This is a genomic window from Dietzia lutea (assembly GCF_003096075.1).
In the GTDB taxonomy this organism is placed as follows: domain Bacteria; phylum Actinomycetota; class Actinomycetes; order Mycobacteriales; family Mycobacteriaceae; genus Dietzia; species Dietzia lutea.
The window spans coordinates 1795171-1815217 of sequence record NZ_CP015449.1; the positions used below are offsets into that span (position 1 = coordinate 1795171).

The following is a 20047-nucleotide window of genomic DNA, read 5'->3' on the forward strand; positions in this document are numbered from 1 at the left end:
GGGCGGGCCTACAATCGGCACCCGTGACCTCATCGACGGACTCCCCCGCACTGCACGTCGAGGGACTCGTCAAGAGGTTCGGCGCCACCACCGCGGTCGCGGGTCTGGACCTGCGGCTCGACCGCGGTCAGGTCATGGCGCTGCTCGGACCGAACGGCGCCGGCAAGACCACCACGGTCGAGATCTGCGAGGGCTTCGTGCGCCCCGATGCCGGAACGGTCCGCGTCCTCGGCCTCGACCCGCTGACCGACCGCCAGCGGGTACGCAGCCGCATCGGCATGATGCTGCAGGGCGGCGGCGCCTACCCGGCCGTGCGGGTCGGCGAGATGCTCCACCTGGTGGCCTCCTACTACGCCGACCCCCTCGACCCGGACTGGCTCCTGGGCGAGCTCGGCCTCAGCGACCACGTGAGGACCCCCTACCGCCGCCTGTCCGGCGGACAACAGCAGCGACTGTCGCTGGCGATCGCGGTGATCGGACGGCCGGAGCTGGTGTTCCTCGACGAACCCACCGCCGGCCTCGACGCCCAGTCACGGCGGGCCGTGTGGGACCTCGTCCACGCGCTGCGTCGCGACGGCGCGGCCGTCCTGCTCACCACCCACCTCATGGACGAGGCCGCGTCGCTCGCCGACGAGGTGGTGATCGTCGACCACGGACGGCGCGTCGCCTCGGGTAGCCCGGCGGAGCTCGAACGTGCCGGCACCGCCGAGGGGGTCACCCTCGTCGTCGACGGCGAGGTGTCCCCGTCCCTGCTCGCGGACGTCCTCGGCGACGAGCACACCGTCGCCGCGGGGACGGCGGCCGGCGTCCTGGAGGTCCACGGCCCCGTCTCCCCCGCCCTCATGACAGCGATGTGCGCCGCGCTCGAGCGGGCCGGCGTGCAGCTCACCTCCCTGGCCACCCGCACCAGGAGCCTCGAGGAGGTCTTCCTCGACCTGACCGGACGGGAACTGCGATGACCCACGCCCCCGAAGACGGAAACCGCTTCCCCCCCGGCACCTTCGCCCGGCCGTCCGCCCCGGCGGCAGTCGCCCGGATGACCGCGGCACAGACCCGCATGGAACTGGCGCTGTTCCTGCGCAACGGCGAGCAACTGCTGGTCGCGCTCGTCATCCCGGTCGCGATCCTGTTCGCCCTCACCGCCGTCGAGTTCGGCGCCGTGCCCGAGCCGCGGATCGACCACGCGATCACCGCGGTGCTCACCATCTCCGTCATGGGGACCGCGTTCACCGGGCAGGCGATCGCCGTCGGCTTCGACCGGCGCTACGGCGCCCTCAAACGCCTCGGGGGCACCCCACTGCCGCCGGCCGTCATCATCGCGGGCAAGATGCTCGCCACGCTGGTGCTGGTGGCCGGGCAGGCCGTCATCCTCGGAGCCATCGCGGCCGTACTCGGATGGCGTCCCGACCTTCCCGGGCTCGCGCTCGGTGCCGTGGCGGTCGCTCTCGGCTCGGTGGCGTTCTCCTCGATGGGGCTGCTCCTCGGGGGCACCCTGCGCGCGGAGATCGTCCTCGCGTTGGCCAACCTCATCTGGTTCGTCCTCATCGGCGGGGCCGGACTCGCGATCGGGGTGGTCGATCTCCCCGCCGCGGTTCACGACCTCCTCGTCGTCGTCCCCTCCTACGCGTTGACCACCGCACTGGTCACCGCGACCGGCGGCGGCGTCCCCGCACTGGCCGCGCTGTCCCTGGCCCTGTGGACCGCCGTCTGTGGCGGCTTTGCCGTGCGTCACTTCTCGTTCACCTGATAGCAGAGGCCGGCGCCGCGCGGCCTAGAATCGGGGCCGTGACCTCGACATCGCACGCCCCGACCTCCGGAGCCCCGGCCGCGCCCGCGTCGAAGGGATCCGGCGGGCCGCTCTCCCGGCTGCCGATGCCGTCCCTGCGGGCCCAGAAGGGCATCGCCCTGGCCAACGTGATCGCCCAGATCGGCATCATGACCACCGGCGTGACCGTCCGCGTGACCGCCTCCGGACTCGGGTGCGAGACCTGGCCGCGCTGCAACCAGGACAGCTTCGTCCCCGTCCCCGGCGCCGGGCCCGCCATCCACCAGGCGATCGAGTTCGGCAACCGGCTCCTCACGTTCGTCCTGGTGGCGGTCGCCGCGGCCCTGCTGCTCGCCGTGTACCGCGCCGATCGGCGCCGCGGCCTCAAGGCGCTCGCCTGGGCGATGCCCGCGGGTATCCTGGCCCAGGCCGTCATCGGCGGCATCACCGTGCTCGCCGGCCTCGTGTGGTGGACCGTCGCGCTCCACCTGCTGCCGTCGATGATCCTCGCGTGGCTCGCCGCCGTCCTGTTCGTGCGCATCGGCGAGGACGACACCGCCCCGCCGAAGCGCGTGGTGCCCCGGCCGCTCGCCTGGCTCACGGTGCTGTCCGCGGTGCTCCTCGCCGGCGTCCTCACCACCGGCACCATGGTGACCGGCGCCGGACCCCACGCCGGGGACGCCCGGATCGAGGCCGCCGATCGCCTGCAGCTGCCCATCCAGTGGCTCGTACACTTCCACGCCGAGCTCATGGTCGGCTACGTCTGCCTGCTCATCGGCCTGCTCGCCGGGCTCATCGCGCTGCGTACCGAGGGCCCGGCGATCCGGAGGTGTGCAATCCTCATCGGGCTCATCGCCGCGCAGGCGGTCGTCGGCATCACCCAGTACCAGCTCGGCGTCCCGGAGATCCTCGTGGTGGCGCACGTGACCCTGGCCGGCGCGATCACCGCCGTGACCGGTGCTCTGTGGGCCGCAGGGGTCATCCGCGACCGGATCCCGGCGGCCGCCGCACGCTGACCGAGAGTGGGCGTCGGTCGGCGCGCGCGCCAGCGTCCTGAAACCCCTCGAAACCCCTCGGAAGCGGGAATCCGCTACTCCGATCCCGGATCCGCTACCCCTGTGCGAGTAGCGAATCCGTGGGTGGAGTAGCGGATTCCCGCGTTCCGGGCGCCGGACCCGGGAGCGGGTCCGGCGCCGAGGTGGTCAGACCAGGGCGCCCGATCCCGCCATGCGCTTCCAGTGCCCGGCCGGGACATCGGTGCGCGATACGAGCTCGCGGGTCCAGTCCGACCCGGTGAGGCCGGGGATCCCGTCGCGGACCGCCTCGGCCTCGGACAGCGAGTCCACCATCGTGTCCCCGAGGACGCCGTCGGCGCCCACGAGGGTGATACGGACGCCGCTGCGACCGACCGGCTGGAGGACGACGTCAGCCGACCCGCCGTGGCGGGCGAGGAACTTCTCCACGAACTTCGCGGCCTTTGCCGGAGGCGTCGGGCCCGCGGGAACCGGCGCGGCCTCGATCTTCTCGGCCGGGGCCTTCTCGGCCTTGTCGGCGGGCTTGTCCGATGCTGCTGCGGGCGCGTCCTGCTTCGCGGCGGGTTCGTCCGCCGGGGGCACCGCAGCTGGCTGCGACGCGGCGGGGGCGTCCGCCGGGCGATCGGCGGCCGACGGTGCGTCGGTCTTCGCGGTGTCGGAGGCGGGCTCCGCGGTCTGCTTCGCGGCGGCCGCACCGCCACCGAGCGTGAGGCCACCGGACTTGCCGCCGCCGGGAGCCTTCGCCTTGGACCCGCCGCCGAGGGTCAGACCGCCGGACGTGCCGCCGCCCGGCGCCTTGGCGCCGGACGCGCCGCCGCCCAGGGTGAGACCGCCGGACTTCTTCTCGGTCGGCGCAGCGGTGTCGGCGGCCTTCTCCTCTGCGACGGGCGCGTCGGACGAGGCGTTCTCGTCCTTCGCCTCGGCCGGCGCGGACGCCGGGGCCGGGGCGGACTCCGCCTCCGGAGCCGCGGTGGCCTTCTCCTGGGCGCCGGCGGCTCCCGCCGCGGCGGCGGCGCCGGCGCCGCCCCCGAGCACGAGCGTGGCGGCCGAACCGCCGCCGGGGGCCTTGGCCTTGGAGCCGCCGCCGAGCGTGAGGCCGCCACCGGACGCGGGAGCGCCGGTCGTCGGCTTCGGCGAGGCCGGTGCCGCGTCCTCCGCCTCGGGCGCGGCGTCGCCCTGAGGCGCGGCGTCGCCCTGAGGCGCGGCGTCGGGCGCCGATGGAGCAGCGTCCGCCTCGGGGGGCGTGGGGGCCGACGCCGCCGGTGCCGACTCGGCTGGAGCGGGCTCGGACGCTGAGGGCGCCGGGGCGGAGCCGCCACCGACCTCCGTGATCCGCGAGCCGTGCAGGGTCGACGCACCGCCACCCGGGGCGCGCGGGGCGCGACGGCCGAGCGAGATTCCGCCGCCCGCGCCGCCTGCGGCTGGGGCGGTAGCCGGGGTCCGCTCGTCCGGCGTCCCGGCCTCGGCGGCCGGCTCCTCGGCCTCCGGGGCTTCCCGGGCGGTGGCGGCCTGCTCGTCCGCGCCGGCCCCGGACGGCTCGGTCTGCGCGGCCGCGGAAGCCGCCGTCGTCTCCTCAGCGGTCGTCGACGACGCGATGGGTTCGGACGCCGTATCGGATCCCGTCGTGGTGATCTCGGACCGGCCGGTCGCCCGGACTCGCGGCCCCCCGGCGTACTGGGAAAGGATCTGCAGGCTCATGGGGCGTAGCCTATCGCCTCCCCCGCCGCGGATCAGGCGGCACTCCCGCGTTGCCCCGAACCGGTGACGGCGCTCCGGCTGCGGCGGGCCGCGCCCTCCCGGATACTGGGCGCCATGCGTGCCATTCAGATCTCCCGACACGGCGGACCCGAGGTGCTCACACCGGTGGAGGTCGACGTGCCGTCGCCCGGCCCGGGCGAGGTGCTCGTCCGTACCCGCGCCGTCGGCGTCAACTACATCGACACCTACTTCCGAGAGGGCGTCTACGAGCGGGAGTTGCCGTTCATCCCGGGTAGTGAGGGCTCGGGGGTGATCGAGGCGGTCGGCGAGGGCACGCCCGACCTGGTCGCCGGCGACCGGGTGGCCTGGTGCCAGGTCCCCGGTTCCTACGCCCAGTACGTCGTCGCCCCCGCGGAGTCGGTGGTCACCGTACCGGAGGGGATCGACGACGACGTGGCGGCCTCGATGTTGCTGCAGGGGCTCACCGCGCACTACCTGATCACCGACACCCACCGTGCCTCGGCCGGCGAGCACGTGCTGATCACCGCCGGCGCGGGCGGCGTCGGACAGCTCCTCATCCAGTTGGCGGTGGCCCACGGGTTCCGGGTGATCACGACGACCTCCACAGAGGAGAAGGCAGACCTCTGCCGCGAACTCGGGGCGCACCACGTGCTGCTCTATCCGGAGGCCACACCGGAGAGGGTGCGCGAGCTGGCCGAGGGTGGCGTCGCCGCCGTCTTCGACGGCGTGGGCCGGGACACGTTCGATGACAGTCTGGCGGCCCTCGCGCGGCGTGGCACGCTCGTGCTGTTCGGCGCGGCCAGCGGTCCGGTCCCGCCGGTGGATCCGCAGCGACTCAACGCGGCCGGTTCGGTGTTCCTCACCCGCCCGACCCTCGCCGATTACATCGCGACGACGGAGGAGTTCCGCGGCCGGGCCGGAGAGGTACTCGAGGGGGTCGTCGACGGCACGCTGCGGCTGTCGGTGGGGGCGACCTTCGGCCTGTCGGAGGCCGCGGAAGCGCACCGGGCGCTGCAGGGGCGGCGGACGACCGGTTCGGTGACGCTCGACCCCGAGCGCTGAGCGGGACTCGCCGGGCCCGGTCACACCAGCGGCAGGAGTTCCGCCACGGTCTGCAGTCCGAGCACCGCGTCGATGGACAGGGCCACGAAAACCCCGGCGAGGTAGTTGTTCGACAGGATGAACAGCTTGAGCGGCTTGACCTCGACGCCGCGGCGCACGCCCGCCTCGAGGCGGTGCGCCATGACGATGAACCACACGCCGAAGCCGATCGCGCCGGCCGCGTAGACCCAGCCCGCCGCGGGGATGAGCGCGAACGTGCACAGCACGGTGACCCACGTGTAGATGGTGATGCGGCGGGTCACGCCCTCGGGGCCCATGACCACGGGCAGCATCGGCACGCCGGCGGCCTTGTAGTCCTCCTTGTAACGCATGGCGAGGGCCCACGTATGCGGTGGCGTCCAGAAGAAGATGATGAGGAACAGCACGACCGCCTGCCACCAGTTATGGGGCTGACCGTCCGGCAGGTTGTCGGTGATGACCGCCCACGAGACGAAGACCGGCATGCAGCCCGCGGCCCCACCCCAGACGACGTTCTGAGCGGTCCGGCGCTTGAGGATCATCGAGTACACGATCACGTAGAACAGGATCGTGATGAGGATGAAGAAGGCCGCGAGCCAGCTGTTTGCCAGGAGCCCCAGCCAGAGGATGCTGGCCACGCCGAGCGCCAGGCCGAAGATCAGCGCGGCCCGCGGGCTGATCGCGTGGCGCGCGAGCGGGCGGCGCTCGGTGCGCTTCATCACCTGGTCGATGTCGTAGTCGACGACCATGTTGAGCGAGTTCGCGCTCGCCGCGCCCATCCAGCCACCGACGAGGGTGAGCAGGACCAGGGAGAGGTGGATGTTCCCGCGATCCGCTTGCAGCAGGGCGGGGATCGCGGCGACGAGGAGCAGCTCGATGACGCGCGGCTTGGTGAGGGCGATGTACGCCATCACGACGTCGACAACGCGGGCTCGCCCGCTCGCCGGAGCCGGCCGCCCCGTGGACTCTGGAGGGGAGACTGCTGGCCCCCCACTCCGGGTCGGGGTGGAATCGTGCACCGGAACTCCTCGCAGCAGACGTCAACGCACTACTGAGCCGATACTACGTCCCCCCTGCGCGGTCCGCGAAAGAGCGGGGGCGGGGACGGTACGCCCCGCCGTGGCCACGACCACTAAGGTGGTTCACGACATACGCGCGGATCCGCGCCGCACCCTCAGACCCGGGAGAACCACAAGTGACCAGCGCGTCGGAGATCACCGAGCTCACCACCGCCCGCCACCCATCCGACTGGACCGAACTGGACACCCGCGCAGTGGACACCGCGCGCGTCCTCGCCGCCGAGGCCGTGCAGAAGTGCGGCAGTGGTCACCCGGGCACCGCGATGAGCCTCGCCCCGCTGGCGTACACGCTCTACCAGCGCATCATGCGGCACGACCCGTCCGATCCGACGTGGGTGGGACGGGACCGTTTCATCCTGTCCTGCGGGCACACCTCGCTCACCCAGTACATCCAGCTGTACCTCGCCGGGTTCGGCCTCGAGCTCGACGATCTCAAGGCCCTGCGTACCTGGGGCTCCAAGACCCCTGGCCACCCCGAGTGGCGGCACACCGACGGGGTGGAGATCACCACCGGTCCGCTGGGTCAGGGCCTGGCCTCCGCGGTCGGTATGGCGATGGCGGCGCGCTACGAGCGCGGGCTGTTCGACCCGGACACCCCCGCGGGCAAGAGCCCTTTCGATCACTTCATCTACGTGATCGCCTCCGACGGTGACGTCCAGGAGGGTGTGACGGCCGAGGCCGCCTCACTCGCGGGCACGCAGCAACTCGGCAACCTCATCGCCATCTATGACGACAACGAGATCTCGATCGAGGACGACACCAAGATCGCGTTCAACGAGGACGTCGCGGCCCGCTACGAGGCTTACGGGTGGCACGTCCAGACGGTGAACGGCGGCGAGGACGTGGCCGCCATCGAGGAGGCCATCGCCGACGCCCGCGCCGTCACGGATAAGCCCTCGATCATCGTCCTGCGCACGATCATCGCCTACCCGGCGCCCAACGCGATGAACACGGGCGCCGCGCACGGTGCCGCGCTCGGCCAGGACGAGGTCGACGCCGTCAAGGAGGCGCTCGGCATGGCCGGCACCGAGCCGTTCACCGTCGAGGACGAGGTGATCGCCCACACCCGTGCGGCCCGCGACCGCGGAGCCCGAGTCCACGCTCAGTGGAGCGACATGTTCCACGCCTGGGCGGAAGCGAACCCGGAGCGCAAGGCGCTGTTCGATCGTCTGTACTCGGGCCAGCTCCCCGAGGGGTGGGACGCGCACCTGCCCACCTGGGAGGCCGATCCCAAGGGAGTCGCCACCCGTAAGGCCTCCGCCGAGGCCATCCAGGCCCTCGCGGCCACGCTTCCGGAGCTGTGGGGCGGTTCCGCCGACCTCGCCGGCTCCAACAACACTCCCATCAAGGGCGCGGACTCGTTCGGCCCCACGACGATCACCACCGACACGTGGACCGCCTCCCCCTACGGGCGGAACCTGCACTTCGGTGTCCGCGAGCACGCGATGGGCGCGATCCTCAACGGCATCGCACTGCACGGCCCCACCCGCCCGTACGGCGGAACGTTCCTCATCTTCAGCGAGTACATGCGTCCGGCCGTCCGGCTGGCCGCGCTCCAGGGCAGCAACGCCTACTACGTGTGGACCCACGACTCGATCGGACTGGGCGAGGACGGCCCGACCCACCAGCCGGTCGAGCAGCTCGCGGCGCTGCGGGCCATCCCGGGACTGGCGATCCTCCGTCCGGCCGACGCCAACGAGACCGCCGCTGCCTGGCGGGCGATGCTGGAAGCGCTCGACGGACCCAAGGGGCTGTGCCTGACCCGGCAGAACGTGCCCGTGCTCGAGGGCACCGCGCAGCTCGCCCGCGAGGGCGTCGAGCGGGGCGGTTACGTCCTCGCCGAGGCGTCGACGGGCACCCCGGAGGTGATCCTCATCGGCACCGGATCCGAGGTCCAGCTGGCCATGGCAGCGAGGGAGACCCTCGAGGCCGAGGGTGTGCCCACGCGGGTGGTCTCCATGCCCTGCGTCGAGTTCTTCGACCAGCAGGACGCCGAGTACCGCGAGTCGGTCCTCCCCCGTGCCGTGCGCGCCCGGGTCTCGGTCGAGGCCGGCATCGCCATGCCGTGGTATCGGTTCCTCGGAGACACCGGCCGGGCCGTCTCGCTCGAGCACTTCGGCGCCTCCGCGCACTACGAGACCCTGTTCACCGAATTCGGGATCACCGCCGACGCGGTGGTCTCCGCCGCCCGCGAGTCGCTCGCGGCCGTTGCCGGGGAGGCATGATGACCAACGCCAATCTCGCCGCTCTCAGTGCCGCCGGAGTCTCCGTGTGGCTCGACGACCTGTCCCGTCAGCTCCTCGCCTCCGGTGAGCTCGAGAAGCGGATGGCGGAGTACTCGATCGTGGGGGTGACCACCAACCCGGCGATCTTCCAGTCGGCGCTCGCGGACTCGTCGGCGTACGAGGGCGCGCTCACCGAGGCGGTCCGTGCCGACCGCGATCTCGCCTCCGTGATCCGGACGCTCACCACCGCGGACGTCCGGGACGCCTGTGACCTGCTGGCGCCGACCTATCGGGCGACCGACGGCGTGGACGGCCGCGTCTCGCTCGAGGTGGACCCGGGGCTGGCACACGACACGGCGGAGACCGTCCAGCAGGCGGTCGAGCTGTCCGCTGCGGTCGACCGGCCCAACGTCATGATCAAGATCCCCGCCACCTCGGCGGGACTGCCGGCGATCACCGACGTCATCGGCAAGGGCATCGACGTCAACGTCACCCTGATCTTCTCGGCGGACCAGTACCGCGAGGTCGCGGAGGCGTACCTCACCGGCCTCGAGCAGGCCGTGGCCGCCGGGCACGACCTCTCGTCGATCCACTCCGTGGCGTCGGTGTTCGTCTCCCGTCTGGACACCGAGATCGACTCGCGCCTACCGGAGTCGTCGGAGCTGCGCGGCCGGGCCGGGCTCGCCAACGCCCGCTTGTGCCAGGAGGTCTACGAGGAGGTCTTCGACCCGGCCGGCCGCTTCGGCGAGCTGGCGGACCGCGGCGCCCGGCCGCAGCGACTGCTCTGGGCCTCCACGGGCGTCAAGGACCCGGCGTACCCCGACACGCTGTACGTGACCGGCCTGGTGACGCACGGGACCGTCAACACGATGCCCTTCGCCACGATGCAGGCGTTCGCCGACCACGGCGTGGTCGAGGGCGACACGGTGCGGGGCACCGCCGAGGCCTCCCGTGCCACCCTCGACGCGCTGCGTGCCGAGGGCATCGACCTGGACGAGGTCTTCGCGCTGCTCGAGCGTCAGGGCGTGGAGAAGTTCGTGACCGCCTGGGACGACCTGCTGGACACGGTGAGGGCGCGGATCGACGAGATCCCGTCGGATTCGTGACCGATCTCGACCGTCTGGACACGTCCGGCGCCGACACCTCGACCGGGGCCCCCGAGGGATGGGTCAACCCGCTCCGGGACCCCCGTGACCGGCGGCTGCCGCGGATCGCGGGCCCGTCCGGCCTCGTGATCTTCGGCGTCACCGGAGACCTGTCCAAGAAGAAGCTCATCCCGGCGATCTACGACCTCGCCAACCGGGGTCTGCTCCCGCCCGGGTTCTCCCTCATCGGGTTCGGTCGCCGCAGGTGGGCGCACGAGGAGTTCGCGGCGTTCGCCCGCGAACAGGCCCGCGAGCGGTGCCGGACCCCGTTCCGTGAGGACGTGTGGGAGCAGCTCGCCGCGGGGCTGAGGTTCGTGACCGGAACCTTCGACGACGACGAGGGCTTCGACCGACTGGCGGACCAGCTGGTCGCGCTCGAGGCGGAGCGGGGCACGGCCGGCAACTACGCGTTCTACCTGTCGATCCCCCCGGACGACTTCCCGACCGTGTGCCGGCACCTCGACCGCACCGGGTGCACGCGGGGTCCCGAGGGATCCTGGCGCCGGGTGGTCATCGAGAAGCCCTTCGGTCATGACCTGGCCAGTGCTCGCGAGCTCAACGCGGTAGTGGGCGCGGTGTTCCCCGAGGACTCGGTGTTCCGTATCGACCACTACCTCGGCAAGGAGACGGTCCAGAACATCCTGGCGCTGCGCTTCGCCAACCAGCTCTTCGAGCCGGTGTGGAACGCCAACCACGTCGACCACGTCCAGATCACGATGGCCGAGGACATCGGTCTCGGCGGACGGGCCGGGTACTACGACGGCATCGGTGCCGCGCGCGATGTCATCCAGAACCACCTCATCCAGTTGATGGCGCTGGTGGCGATGGAGGAGCCGACCGATTTCTCCGCCGCGGCGCTGCGGGCGGAGAAGACCAAGGTCCTCGAGTCCACCTCGCTGGCGTTGCCGATCTCCGAGACCGCCGCCCGCGGTCAGTACGCCGGCGGATGGCAGGGCTCCGAGCAGGTCGTGGGATTGAAGGACGAGGAGGGCTACGACCCGTCCTCGACCACCGAGACCTACGCGGCCATCACCCTCGAGGTCCACAACCGGCGGTGGGCGGGCGTCCCGTTCTACCTGCGGACCGGTAAGCGCCTGGGGCGCCGCGTCACCGAGATCGCGGTCGTCTTCCGGCGCGCCCCGCACCTGCCGTTCGACGCCACGATGACGCAGGAGCTGGGGCAGAACGCCCTGGTGATCCGCGTCCAGCCGGACGAGGGGGTCACCCTGCGGTTCGGCTCGAAGGTGCCAGGTACCGCGATGGAGGTCCGGGACGTCAACATGGACTTCGCCTACGGCGAGGCGTTCACCGAATCCTCCCCCGAGGCGTACGAGCGGCTCATCCTCGACGTGCTGCTGGGTGAGCCGTCCCTCTTCCCCGTCTCGCGTGAGGTGGAGCTGAGCTGGCAACTTCTCGATCCCGTCCTGCGCGACTGGGAGTCCGAGGGCCAGCCGGAGCAGTACCAGGCGGGCACCTGGGGGCCCCGGGGCGCCGACGAGATCCTGGCCCGCAGCGGCCGCGCATGGAGGCGACCGTGATCATCGACCTACCCGACACCTCGACCCGCGCGATCGCCAAGAAGCTCGTGCAGATCCGCGAGGAGGCGGGCCTGAGCACGATCGGCCGCGTCCTCACGCTCATCGTCATCACCGACCACGTCCGTGGCAGCGAGTCGGCGATCGACGCGGCCAACGAGGCCAGCCGGGAGCATCCGTGCCGCGTCATCGTGGTCATCCGCGGGCGGCGCGCCGACGCCGATCGGCTGGACGGCCAGATCCGCGTCGGTGGCGACGCCGGTGCGGCCGAGGTGGTCGTGTTGCGCACGTCCGGCGCGATGGCGTCGCAGTCGGCGTCCCTCGTGACGCCGCTGCTGCTGCCCGACACCCCGCTCGCGGTGTGGTGGCCCCGCCACTCCCCGACGCTGCTGTCCGAAGACCGCGTGGGGCGGCTCGCCCGGCGCCGCATCGTCGACTCGGACGCCGAGGGGCATCCGACGGACGCCCTCGCCAAGCGTGCGGCCGGGTACTCCCCGGGTGACACGGATCTGGCGTGGGCGCGCATCACCCACTGGCGTTCGCTGCTGGCCGCGACCCTCGACCGGCCCCCGTACGAGCCGATCACCGGCGCCACCGTGTGCGGGCCGGAGCGTGCGGCGTCGGTCGACCTCGCCGGTGGGTGGCTCGCGTCCCGTCTCGGGATCGACGTCCTGCGCGCGGTCGGGCCGAGGATGGTCGTGCTGGAGCGGGCCTCCGGGTCCATCGTCATCGAGCAGGTCAGCGCGACCTCCGCCGAGCTGCGCGTCACCGGACAGGCCCCCACGCGGGTCGCTCTCGTGGGACGGAGCGTGGCCGACTGTCTGGCGGAGGAGTTGCGCCGCATGGACACTGATGGTGTGTACGCGGACGCGTTGGCCAACCACGATCGCGTCATCTACACCTCGGCGTCGGTTCGCTGAGCCGGGTCCGGAAGGTCGGCACCCGCGTCCGTTCCCACCCCACCATCACGACAGGAGCGTCGATGTCAGTCAGCCGTCATCTCGTCCACGAGGACGCGGAGTCCCTCGCGGAGGCCGCCGCCCTCGCCGCGGCCGGCCATCTCAACGAACGCGTCGCCACAGCCGGCCGGGCGACGCTGTCCCTGACCGGTGGTTCGGTGGGCGTGAAGACGGCCGTCGCCCTCGCCGGAACCGACGTCGACTGGAGTAGGGTCACGATCTTCCTCGGGGACGAGCGCTTCGTCCCGGCCGATCACCCCGAGCGCAACGACGGGCAGCTCGCCGAAGTCCTGCTCGATGCCGTCGGTGACCGGGCGACCGTCCACCGCTGGCCGGCGCGCGGCGACGAGTTCGACGACGTCGACGCCGCTGCGGAGGCGTTCCTCGCCGAGGTTGACCTGCCCGGTGGCGACGAGCCGCTGTTCGACGTGACGCTCCTCGGGATGGGGCCGGAGGGACACATCGACTCCCTCTTCCCGCACACCCCGGCGGTCGCCGAGACCGACCGGCTGGCGGTCGGCGTCCGCGACTGCCCCAAGCCGCCGCCGGAGCGACTCACCTTCACGCTGCCCGCGGTGCGCCGGTCGCGGCACGTCATCGTCGTGGCCACCGGAGACGGGAAGGCCGAGGCGGTCGCGAAGGGTCTGGGTGGCGCCGATCCGGCGGACTGGCCGGTCGCCGGGGCCGTCGGCACCGAGTCCACGACCTACCACCTCGACGGGCCCGCCGCGTCGATGCTGAGCTGACACGGGCCCAGCCCCACCACGTCGGCCCAGCCCCACCACGTCGGCCCTGCGCCACCACGTCGGCCCGGCGTCACCGCGCCGGCCCGGCGTCACCGCCCCGGGTCACCCGGCACGACGACACGGGGTGCGCGTCCTCCCTCGCGGGAGAGCGCGCACCCCGTTTCGCGCGTGTGGGCACCGTGTGGGATCAGCCGAAGCGGACGAGCAGGCCGACGGCGATGATCGCGATCACCCAGAGGACCGCGACGACCACGGTGACCCGGTCCAGGTTGCGCTCGACGACGCTGGAGCCGGACAGGCTCGACTGGACACCGCCACCGAACAGCGAGGACAGGCCGCCACCCTTGCCGCGGTGCAGCAGGATGAACAGCATCAGCAGCAGGCTGGTGATGATGAGGAAGATGTCCAGGGCGAGCTTCATGTACGGATCGTGCCTCACGTCAGGTCGGGCGGTCGGATGCGACCGCTACAGACTACCCGGTCGGGCGTCCTCGGTTGACCCCGGCGTGCCTGGCCGACGAGGGCCCGATGCGCCGAGGGCGGGATCGGATCAGGGCAGCGGGCCGCCGGCGGCGATCGCGCACAGCTGGGCGAACTCGTCGGGCTTGAGTGACGCCCCGCCCACCAGACCGCCGTCGACGTCGGTCTGCTCGAGCAGCTCGCCGACGTTCGACGCGTTGACGCTGCCGCCGTACAGCACGCGCATCGTCTCTGCCGTCTCGGCGTCGGCGAGCTCGGCCAGCGCGGAACGGATGGCGGCACACACCTCCTGCGCGTCGGCGGCGGAGGCGGTCTTGCCGGTCCCGATGGCCCACACCGGCTCGTACGCGATGACCGTCGAGGCCAGCTGTGCGGTCGTCAGGCCCGCCAGCGAGCCCTTGAGCTGGTTCACCACGAAGTCCACGTGGTCGCCGGCCTCGCGAACCTCGAGCTTCTCCCCCACGCACACGATCGGGGTCAGACCGTGACGGTGGCCGGCCGCGGCCTTGGCCGCCACCAGTTCGTCGGTCTCGGCGTGGTAGTCGCGGCGCTCGGAGTGGCCCACGACGACGTAGGTGCAGCCGAGCTTCGCGAGCATGGAGGCCGAGATCTCACCGGTGTAGGCGCCGGACTCGTGCACCGAGACGTCCTGGGCACCGTAGGCGAAGCCCAGCTTGTCGCCCTCGATGACGATCTGGACGCCGCGGATGTCGGTGAACGGCGGGATGAACGCCACGTCGACCTTCTCGAGGTACTTCTCCGGGAGGGAGAAGGCGACCTTCTGCACGAGCGCGATCGCCTCGAGATGGTTGAGGTTCATCTTCCAGTTGCCGGCGATGAGCGGGGTGCGTGCCATGTTCTCTCCTTTTAGTTCCTGGGTGTCCGGGTCAGTTTCCGCGCTCGAGGGCGGTGACGCCGGGCAGTTCCTTGCCCTCCAGGTACTCCAGCGAGGCGCCGCCGCCGGTGGAGATGTGGGAGAAGTTCTCCTCGCCGAGCCCCAGGGTGCGCACGGCGGCCGCCGAGTCGCCACCACCGACGACGGAGAACGCGCCTTCCCCGGTCGCGGTGATGATCGCCTCGGCGACCCCGCGGGTGCCGGCGGAGAAGGCCTCGAACTCGAACACGCCCATCGGCCCGTTCCAGAACACGGTCTTGGCCGAGGTGAGCTTCTCGGCGAAGGCGGCGACCGAGTCGGGGCCGATGTCCAGGCCCATCTTGCCCTCGGGGATCGCGTCGGACGCGACCGTGGTGTGCGGGGCGTCGGCGGCGAAGCCGTCGGCGGCGACGACGTCCACCGGGAGCGTGATGACGTCGCCGTACTTGGCCAGCAGATCCTTGCAGGTGTCGATCATCTCCTCCTGCAGCAGTGAGGAGCCCACGCCGTGGCCCTGCGCGGCGAGGAAGGTGAAGCACATGCCGCCGCCGATGACGAGGGTGTCGACCTTCGGCGCCAGCGCCTCGATCACGGCGAGCTTGTCCGAGACCTTGGACCCTCCGAGGACCACGGCGTACGGGCGCTTCGGGTCACCGGTGAGGTCGGCGAGCACGTCGACCTCGCTCTGCACGAGGTCGCCGGCGTAGGCAGGCAGGAGCTTGGCGACGTCGTAGACCGAGGCCTGGGCGCGGTGGACCACGCCGAAGCCGTTGGAGACGAACGCGCCGTCCTCGCCCACCAGGCTCGCGAGTTCCGCGGCGAACGCGGCCCGCTCGGACTCGTCCTTGCTCGTCTCTCGGGGATCGAAGCGGACGTTCTCCACCAGCAGGACGTCGCCGTCGGTCAGGCCGTTGGCCCGCTCACGCGCGTCCGGCCCCACCACGTCACCGGCGAGCTGGACGTACCGCCCCAGCTCGTCGCCCAGCTTCTCCGCCACGGGCGCCAGGGAGAACTCGGGGTCGGCCTCGCCCTTGGGGCGGCCGAGATGGGCGGTGATCACGAGTGCCGCGCCCGCGTCGAGCAACGCGTTGAGCGTGGGCAGCGAGGCGGTGATGCGACCGGCGTCGGTGATGGTCGTCCCGTCGAGCGGGACGTTGAGGTCGCAGCGGACGAGGATCTTGCGGCCCTCTACGCCGGCGTCGAGCAGGTCGGAGAGCGTGCTCACGGCCATGTGGTGGAACTCCTGTCGGAAGAACTGTGGGTGGGTCACCGGGTGGGTGGGCTGACCGTGCGGAGCCGGTCGATGTGCTCCGGGCCCGGCCGGGACGCTCGCGGCGTCCCCGGACCGGGCCCGGTGGTGGTACGGGTCGTCAGGCCCGAAAGGCTCTCAGAGCGACTTGCCGACCAGGTCGACGAGGTCGGCCAGGCGGTTGGAGTAGCCCCACTCGTTGTCGTACCAGGAGGCGATCTTGATCTGGCCGTCGATCGCCTTGGTCAGCGGCGCGTCGAAGATCGACGAGTGCGGATCGGTGACGATGTCGGAGGAGACGATCGGGTCCTCGGTGTACTTGAGGATGCCCTTCATCGGGCCCTCGGCGGCGGCCTTGACCGCGGCGTTGACCTCGTCGACCGAGGCCTTCTTCTCGAGCTCGACGGTGAGGTCGGTCAGGGAGCCGGTGGGCAGCGGGACGCGCACGGCGTAACCGTCGAACTTGCCCTTGAGTTCGGGCAGCACGAGGGAGACGGCCTTGGCGGCACCGGTGGAGGTCGGGACCATGTTCAGCGCGGCGGCGCGGGCACGACGCGGGTCCTTGTGGGGCCCGTCCTGCAGGTTCTGGTCCTGGGTGTACGCGTGGATCGTGGTCATGAGGCCCTTGACGATGCCGAACTCGTCGGAGAGGACCTTGGCCACGGGCGCGAGGCAGTTGGTGGTGCAGGAGGCGTTCGAGATGATGGTCTGCGAGCCGTCGTACTTGTCGTCGTTGACGCCCATCACGATGGTGATGTCCTCGTCGGACGCGGGGGCCGAGATGATGACCTTCTTGGCGCCGCCCTCGAGGTGGCCGCGGGCCTTCTCGGCCGAGGTGAAGATGCCGGTGGACTCGACGACGACGTCGACACCGTAGTCACCCCACGGCACGGAGGCGGGGCCCTCCTTGATGGCGAGTGCGCCGATCTTGGTCCCGCCGACCGTGATCGAGTTGTCGTCGTAGGTGACGTCCTTGCCGAGGCGACCGAGGATCGAGTCGTACTTGAGCAGGTGAGCGAGCATGTCGTTCGTGGTCAGGTCGTTGACGGCCACGATCTCCATGTCCGTCTTGCCCTCGGCCTTGAGAGCCTCCACCGCGCGGTAGAAGTTGCGGCCGATACGTCCGAATCCGTTGATGCCTACGCGCACGGTCACGTGATGTCTCCTTATTGGTGGTGCGAGAACGCTGGACGTCACCGGGGCCGGGTGGGGCCCGGGGACGTGACCCAGACTACCCGCCGGTGCCCGGCCACGTGCAGGGTGTTCTGGGGGCCGATCAGGCGTCGTCGAGCATGTCCTCGGTCACCACGGACTCGGTGTCCGGGATGCCGAGCTCGGCGGCCTTGCGGTCCGCCATCGACAGCAGCCGCCGGATGCGTCCGGCGACGGCGTCCTTGGTCATGGGCGGGTCGGCGAGCTGTCCGAGTTCCTCCAACGAGGACTGGCGGTGCTGGACCCGGAGCTCGCCGGCCGCGAGCAGGTGGTCCGGCACGTCCTCGGCGAGGATCTCCAGCGCCCGCTGGACGCGGGCGGCGGCCGCGACGGCCGCGCGGGCGGAACGGCGGAGGTTGGCGTCGTCGAAGTTGGCCAACCGGTTAGCGGTGGCGCGGACCTCGCCACGCGAACGACGCTCCTCCCAGATGTCCCTGGTCGACGTGGCCCCGAGGCGGGCCAGCAGGACGCCGATCGCCTCCGCGTCGCGGATGACGACGCGGTCCCCTCCTCGCACCTCGCGGGCCTTGGCGGTGACGCCGAGTCGGCGCGCGATACCCACGAGCGCCATCGCCGCCTCCGGGCCGGGCGCGGTCACCTCGAGTGCCGACGAGCGACCGGGCTTGGTGAGCGACCCGTGCGCGAGGAACGCCCCCCGCCATGCGGCCTCGGCCGCCGCGACGGACCCGCCGACCACGGCCGCGGGGAGCCCGCGGACGGCCCGCCCGGCGTTGTCGACGAGCCCCAGCTGGCGGGCGAGGTCGGCGCCGCGGTCGATGACCCGGAGGACGAACTTGCGGGCGGGGCGGCCGCCCGAGCCCCCGATCGGGTGGACCTGGCAGGTCACGGAGAAAAGGGCGTCGAGCTCGGCGGCGAGCCGGTCGGCGATCTCGCCGGAGTCGACCTCCGCCTCGATGACGAGCCGGCCGGAAAGGACCTGGAGCGTCCCGGCGAACCTCAACAGCGCGGCGACCTCGGCCCTCCTGGTCTCGGTGTTCCCGACGGGGACCCTCACCAGTTCGGACTTGACCTGTGCGGTCAGCGACACGCCCTGCTCCTTCGTTCTCCGGTCGTCACCCCGCGCCCCCCGGCAGCGAGGCGGCGAGTGCCGTCGCCAGCGAGGCGGGGTCGTGGACAGCCCTCATGGTCCCATCCGAGCCGGTCTTCGCTATCTCCGCGGTCACCACGCGGGCGCCCAGTCCGGCCGCCGCGCGCTCGAGGTGCTCGCGTTCGGTCGCGCTGAGCGGCATCCGCGGGTCCACGAGCAACACGTCGACATCGACCCGTGGCGCGTGCTGGCGCAGGACGTGCAGGTGCTGCTCTGCGGAGAAGCCCGCCGTCTCCCCCGGCTGCGGGGCGAGGTTGAGCACGAGGGCCTTCGTGGCTGCGGTCCGCGTGAGGGCCTCCGCGATCTCCGGCACGAGGACGTTCGGGATGACGCTGGTGAACCACGAGCCGGGGCCGAGCACGACGAGGTCGGCCTGCTCGATCGCGCCGACCACCCCGTCCGCGGCGGGCGGGGCGTCGGGGATCAGGCGCACGCGCCGGACGCTGCCCGGTGTCGTCGCCACGGCCACCTGGCCGATGATGGTGCGCACGACCCTGGGATCGGCCTCGAGACCGACGACCTCGGCGGCGATGTCCAGGGCCACCGGGGACATGGGCAGGACCCGCCCCGTGACGCCGAGGATCGAGCCGACCGCGTCGAGGGCCTCGATCGGGTCGCCGAGCAGTTCCCACAGTCCGGCGAAGACGAGGTTGCCGACGGCGTGGCCCGCCAGGGCCCCGTTCCCGCCGTAGCGGTGCTGGAAGAGCCTCGTGAGACGGGCGTGCTCGTCGTCCTCACCGGCGAGGGCGCACAGCGCCATGCGCAGGTCGCCGGGCGGGAGGATGCCGAGCTCGCGGCGCAGGCGTCCCGAGGAGCCCCCGTCGTCGGCGACGGTGACCACCGCGGTGACGTGGTCGGCGACGAGCCGACCGGCCTTCAGGGTCGCAGACAGGCCGTGGCCGCCGCCGAGTGCGACGAGGGAGGGGATCCGCTTCGTGGGGTCCGTCATCGCCGGGTCACTCCCGTCCGAGGTCGCGGTGGCGGACGTGTACGTCGACCGCGTCCAGGCCGGTCAGCCGGCCCGCGAGGGACTCGGAGATGGCCACGCTGCGGTGCTTGCCGCCGGTGCACCCCACGGCGATGGTCATGTACCGCTTGCCCTCGCGTCGGTAGCCGGTCATCGCGAGCCGGATCATCGTCACGGCGGCGCGCAGATACTCCTCGATCGACTCGTCCGCCAGGACGTAGTCCTGCACGGGCTTGTCGCGCCCGGTGTGGGGCTGGAGTTCGGGGATCCAGTGCGGGTTGGGCAGGAAGCGCATGTCGAGGAGCATGTCGACGTCCACCGGGACGCCGTACTTGAAGCCGAACGACTCGACGGTGAGGTGGAAGTCGAACCCGAGGTCGCCGAACGGGGTCTCCAGCCGGTGGCGCAGATCGTGGACGCTGAGCGCGGTGGTGTCCACGACGACGTCGGCGCGTCCGCGCAGGCTCTCGAGTGTCCTGCGTTCGCGGGTGATGCCGTCGATGAGCCCGCCGCCGGACTGCAGGGGGTGGGAGCGGCGCACGTTGTTGAACCGGTTCACCAGCGCCTCGTCGGAGGCGTCGAGGAACAGGATGCGGGACCGCGTTCGGCCGGCGAACAGCTCGAGCAGCTCGCCCAGGTGTTCGTCGAAGCCGAGGCTGCGCGTGTCGGCGACGATCGCGAGCCGGCGGGGTTCGTCGTCGGAGTCGTCGAAGCGGCCGAGGAACTCCCCCACGAAGGGCAGCGGGAGGTTGTCCACGACGTACCACCCGAACTCCTCGAGGACCTTCGATGCGGTCCCCTTGCCGGCTCCCGACATCCCGCTGATCAGCAGGAGCTCACGCCCCCGGTCGTCGCCGTCGTCGTCCATCG

General features: G+C 71.8%; 18 protein-coding genes. 9 read left to right on the forward strand and 9 right to left on the reverse strand.

Features of this window, described 5'->3' with window-relative positions; genetic code table 11:
* The first annotated feature begins 23 nt into the window (after positions 1–23).
* Genes A6035_RS08160 through A6035_RS08170 form a run of 3 tightly spaced genes read left to right on the forward strand, consistent with a single transcriptional unit; the run spans position 24 to position 2781 of the window.
* A complete protein-coding gene (locus A6035_RS08160) occupies positions 24–959 on the forward strand; it encodes an ABC transporter ATP-binding protein (RefSeq protein ID WP_108847374.1) in 936 nt (311 codons plus the stop codon).
* Positions 956–1747 carry an ABC transporter permease gene (locus A6035_RS08165; RefSeq protein WP_108847375.1) on the forward strand — a complete coding sequence of 264 codons (792 nt, stop codon included), beginning with the start codon at positions 956–958 and terminating at the stop codon, positions 1745–1747. The genes A6035_RS08160 and A6035_RS08165 overlap by 4 nt, the downstream gene beginning before the upstream one ends.
* A gap of 38 nt (positions 1748–1785) precedes the next feature.
* Positions 1786–2781: a COX15/CtaA family protein gene (locus tag A6035_RS08170; protein WP_200836300.1), complete on the forward strand. Its 996-nt coding sequence runs from the start codon at positions 1786–1788 to the stop codon at positions 2779–2781.
* Positions 2782–2967: 186 nt separating this feature from the next.
* Here A6035_RS08170 and A6035_RS18665 read toward each other — a convergent pair whose 3' ends face one another.
* The gene (locus tag A6035_RS18665; RefSeq protein WP_244192578.1) at positions 2968–4497 is read right to left on the reverse strand and encodes a hypothetical protein; all 1530 of its coding nucleotides are present in this window, start codon (positions 4495–4497) and stop codon (positions 2968–2970) included.
* A gap of 114 nt (positions 4498–4611) precedes the next feature.
* Between A6035_RS18665 and A6035_RS08180 the strand changes: the two genes are divergently transcribed.
* Entirely contained in the window at positions 4612–5580 is a 969-nt protein-coding gene (locus tag A6035_RS08180) for a quinone oxidoreductase family protein (protein WP_108849154.1), read from the forward strand.
* A 20-nt stretch (positions 5581–5600) separates the two neighbouring features.
* On the opposite strand, the gene A6035_RS08185 is transcribed toward A6035_RS08180, so the two are convergent.
* Positions 5601–6509 carry a heme o synthase gene (locus A6035_RS08185; RefSeq protein ID WP_108847377.1) on the reverse strand — a complete coding sequence of 303 codons (909 nt, stop codon included), beginning with the start codon at positions 6507–6509 and terminating at the stop codon, positions 5601–5603.
* 284 nt (positions 6510–6793) lie between these two features.
* On the opposite strand from A6035_RS08185, the gene tkt reads away from it, so the two are divergent.
* The 5 genes from tkt to pgl all read left to right on the forward strand — a co-directional run bounded on the left by tkt (position 6794) and on the right by pgl (position 13287).
* Positions 6794–8902: a transketolase gene (gene tkt, locus A6035_RS08190; RefSeq protein WP_108847378.1), complete on the forward strand. Its 2109-nt coding sequence runs from the start codon at positions 6794–6796 to the stop codon at positions 8900–8902.
* Positions 8899–10008: a transaldolase gene (gene tal / locus A6035_RS08195; protein WP_108847379.1), complete on the forward strand. Its 1110-nt coding sequence runs from the start codon at positions 8899–8901 to the stop codon at positions 10006–10008. The genes tkt and tal overlap by 4 nt, the downstream gene beginning before the upstream one ends.
* Positions 10005–11585, forward strand: a complete 1581-nt coding sequence (zwf, locus tag A6035_RS08200) for a glucose-6-phosphate dehydrogenase (protein ID WP_412523650.1) — start codon at positions 10005–10007, stop codon at positions 11583–11585. Before tal ends, zwf begins: the two co-directional genes overlap by 4 nt.
* Positions 11582–12502 (forward strand): glucose-6-phosphate dehydrogenase assembly protein OpcA, encoded by a 921-nt coding sequence (locus A6035_RS08205; protein ID WP_327513040.1) that lies wholly within the window; start codon positions 11582–11584, stop codon positions 12500–12502. Before zwf ends, A6035_RS08205 begins: the two co-directional genes overlap by 4 nt.
* Before the next feature lie 62 nt (positions 12503–12564).
* Positions 12565–13287: a 6-phosphogluconolactonase gene (gene pgl / locus A6035_RS08210; protein WP_108847381.1), complete on the forward strand. Its 723-nt coding sequence runs from the start codon at positions 12565–12567 to the stop codon at positions 13285–13287.
* Positions 13288–13474: 187 nt separating this feature from the next.
* Here the strand turns inward: pgl and secG are convergent, their stop codons facing one another.
* From secG to rapZ, 7 genes are all read right to left on the reverse strand, one after another.
* Complete coding sequence (secG, locus tag A6035_RS08215; protein WP_007628575.1) at positions 13475–13708, reverse strand: preprotein translocase subunit SecG; 234 nt, start codon at positions 13706–13708, stop codon at positions 13475–13477.
* 129 nt (positions 13709–13837) lie between these two features.
* A complete protein-coding gene (gene tpiA, locus A6035_RS08220) occupies positions 13838–14623 on the reverse strand; it encodes a triose-phosphate isomerase (RefSeq protein WP_108847382.1) in 786 nt (261 codons plus the stop codon).
* 31 nt (positions 14624–14654) lie between these two features.
* Complete coding sequence (locus tag A6035_RS08225; RefSeq protein ID WP_108849156.1) at positions 14655–15872, reverse strand: phosphoglycerate kinase; 1218 nt, start codon at positions 15870–15872, stop codon at positions 14655–14657.
* A 156-nt stretch (positions 15873–16028) separates the two neighbouring features.
* Entirely contained in the window at positions 16029–17045 is a 1017-nt protein-coding gene (gene gap, locus A6035_RS08230) for a type I glyceraldehyde-3-phosphate dehydrogenase (protein ID WP_108847383.1), read from the reverse strand.
* 121 nt (positions 17046–17166) lie between these two features.
* Entirely contained in the window at positions 17167–18150 is a 984-nt protein-coding gene (gene whiA / locus A6035_RS08235; RefSeq protein ID WP_108847384.1) for a DNA-binding protein WhiA, read from the reverse strand.
* A 25-nt stretch (positions 18151–18175) separates the two neighbouring features.
* Positions 18176–19159, reverse strand: coding sequence for a gluconeogenesis factor YvcK family protein (locus A6035_RS08240; protein ID WP_108847385.1), 984 nt, complete (start codon positions 19157–19159; stop codon positions 18176–18178).
* 7 nt (positions 19160–19166) lie between these two features.
* Positions 19167–20045: an RNase adapter RapZ gene (gene rapZ, locus A6035_RS08245; RefSeq protein ID WP_108847386.1), complete on the reverse strand. Its 879-nt coding sequence runs from the start codon at positions 20043–20045 to the stop codon at positions 19167–19169.
* Positions 20046–20047: the final 2 nt, after the last annotated feature.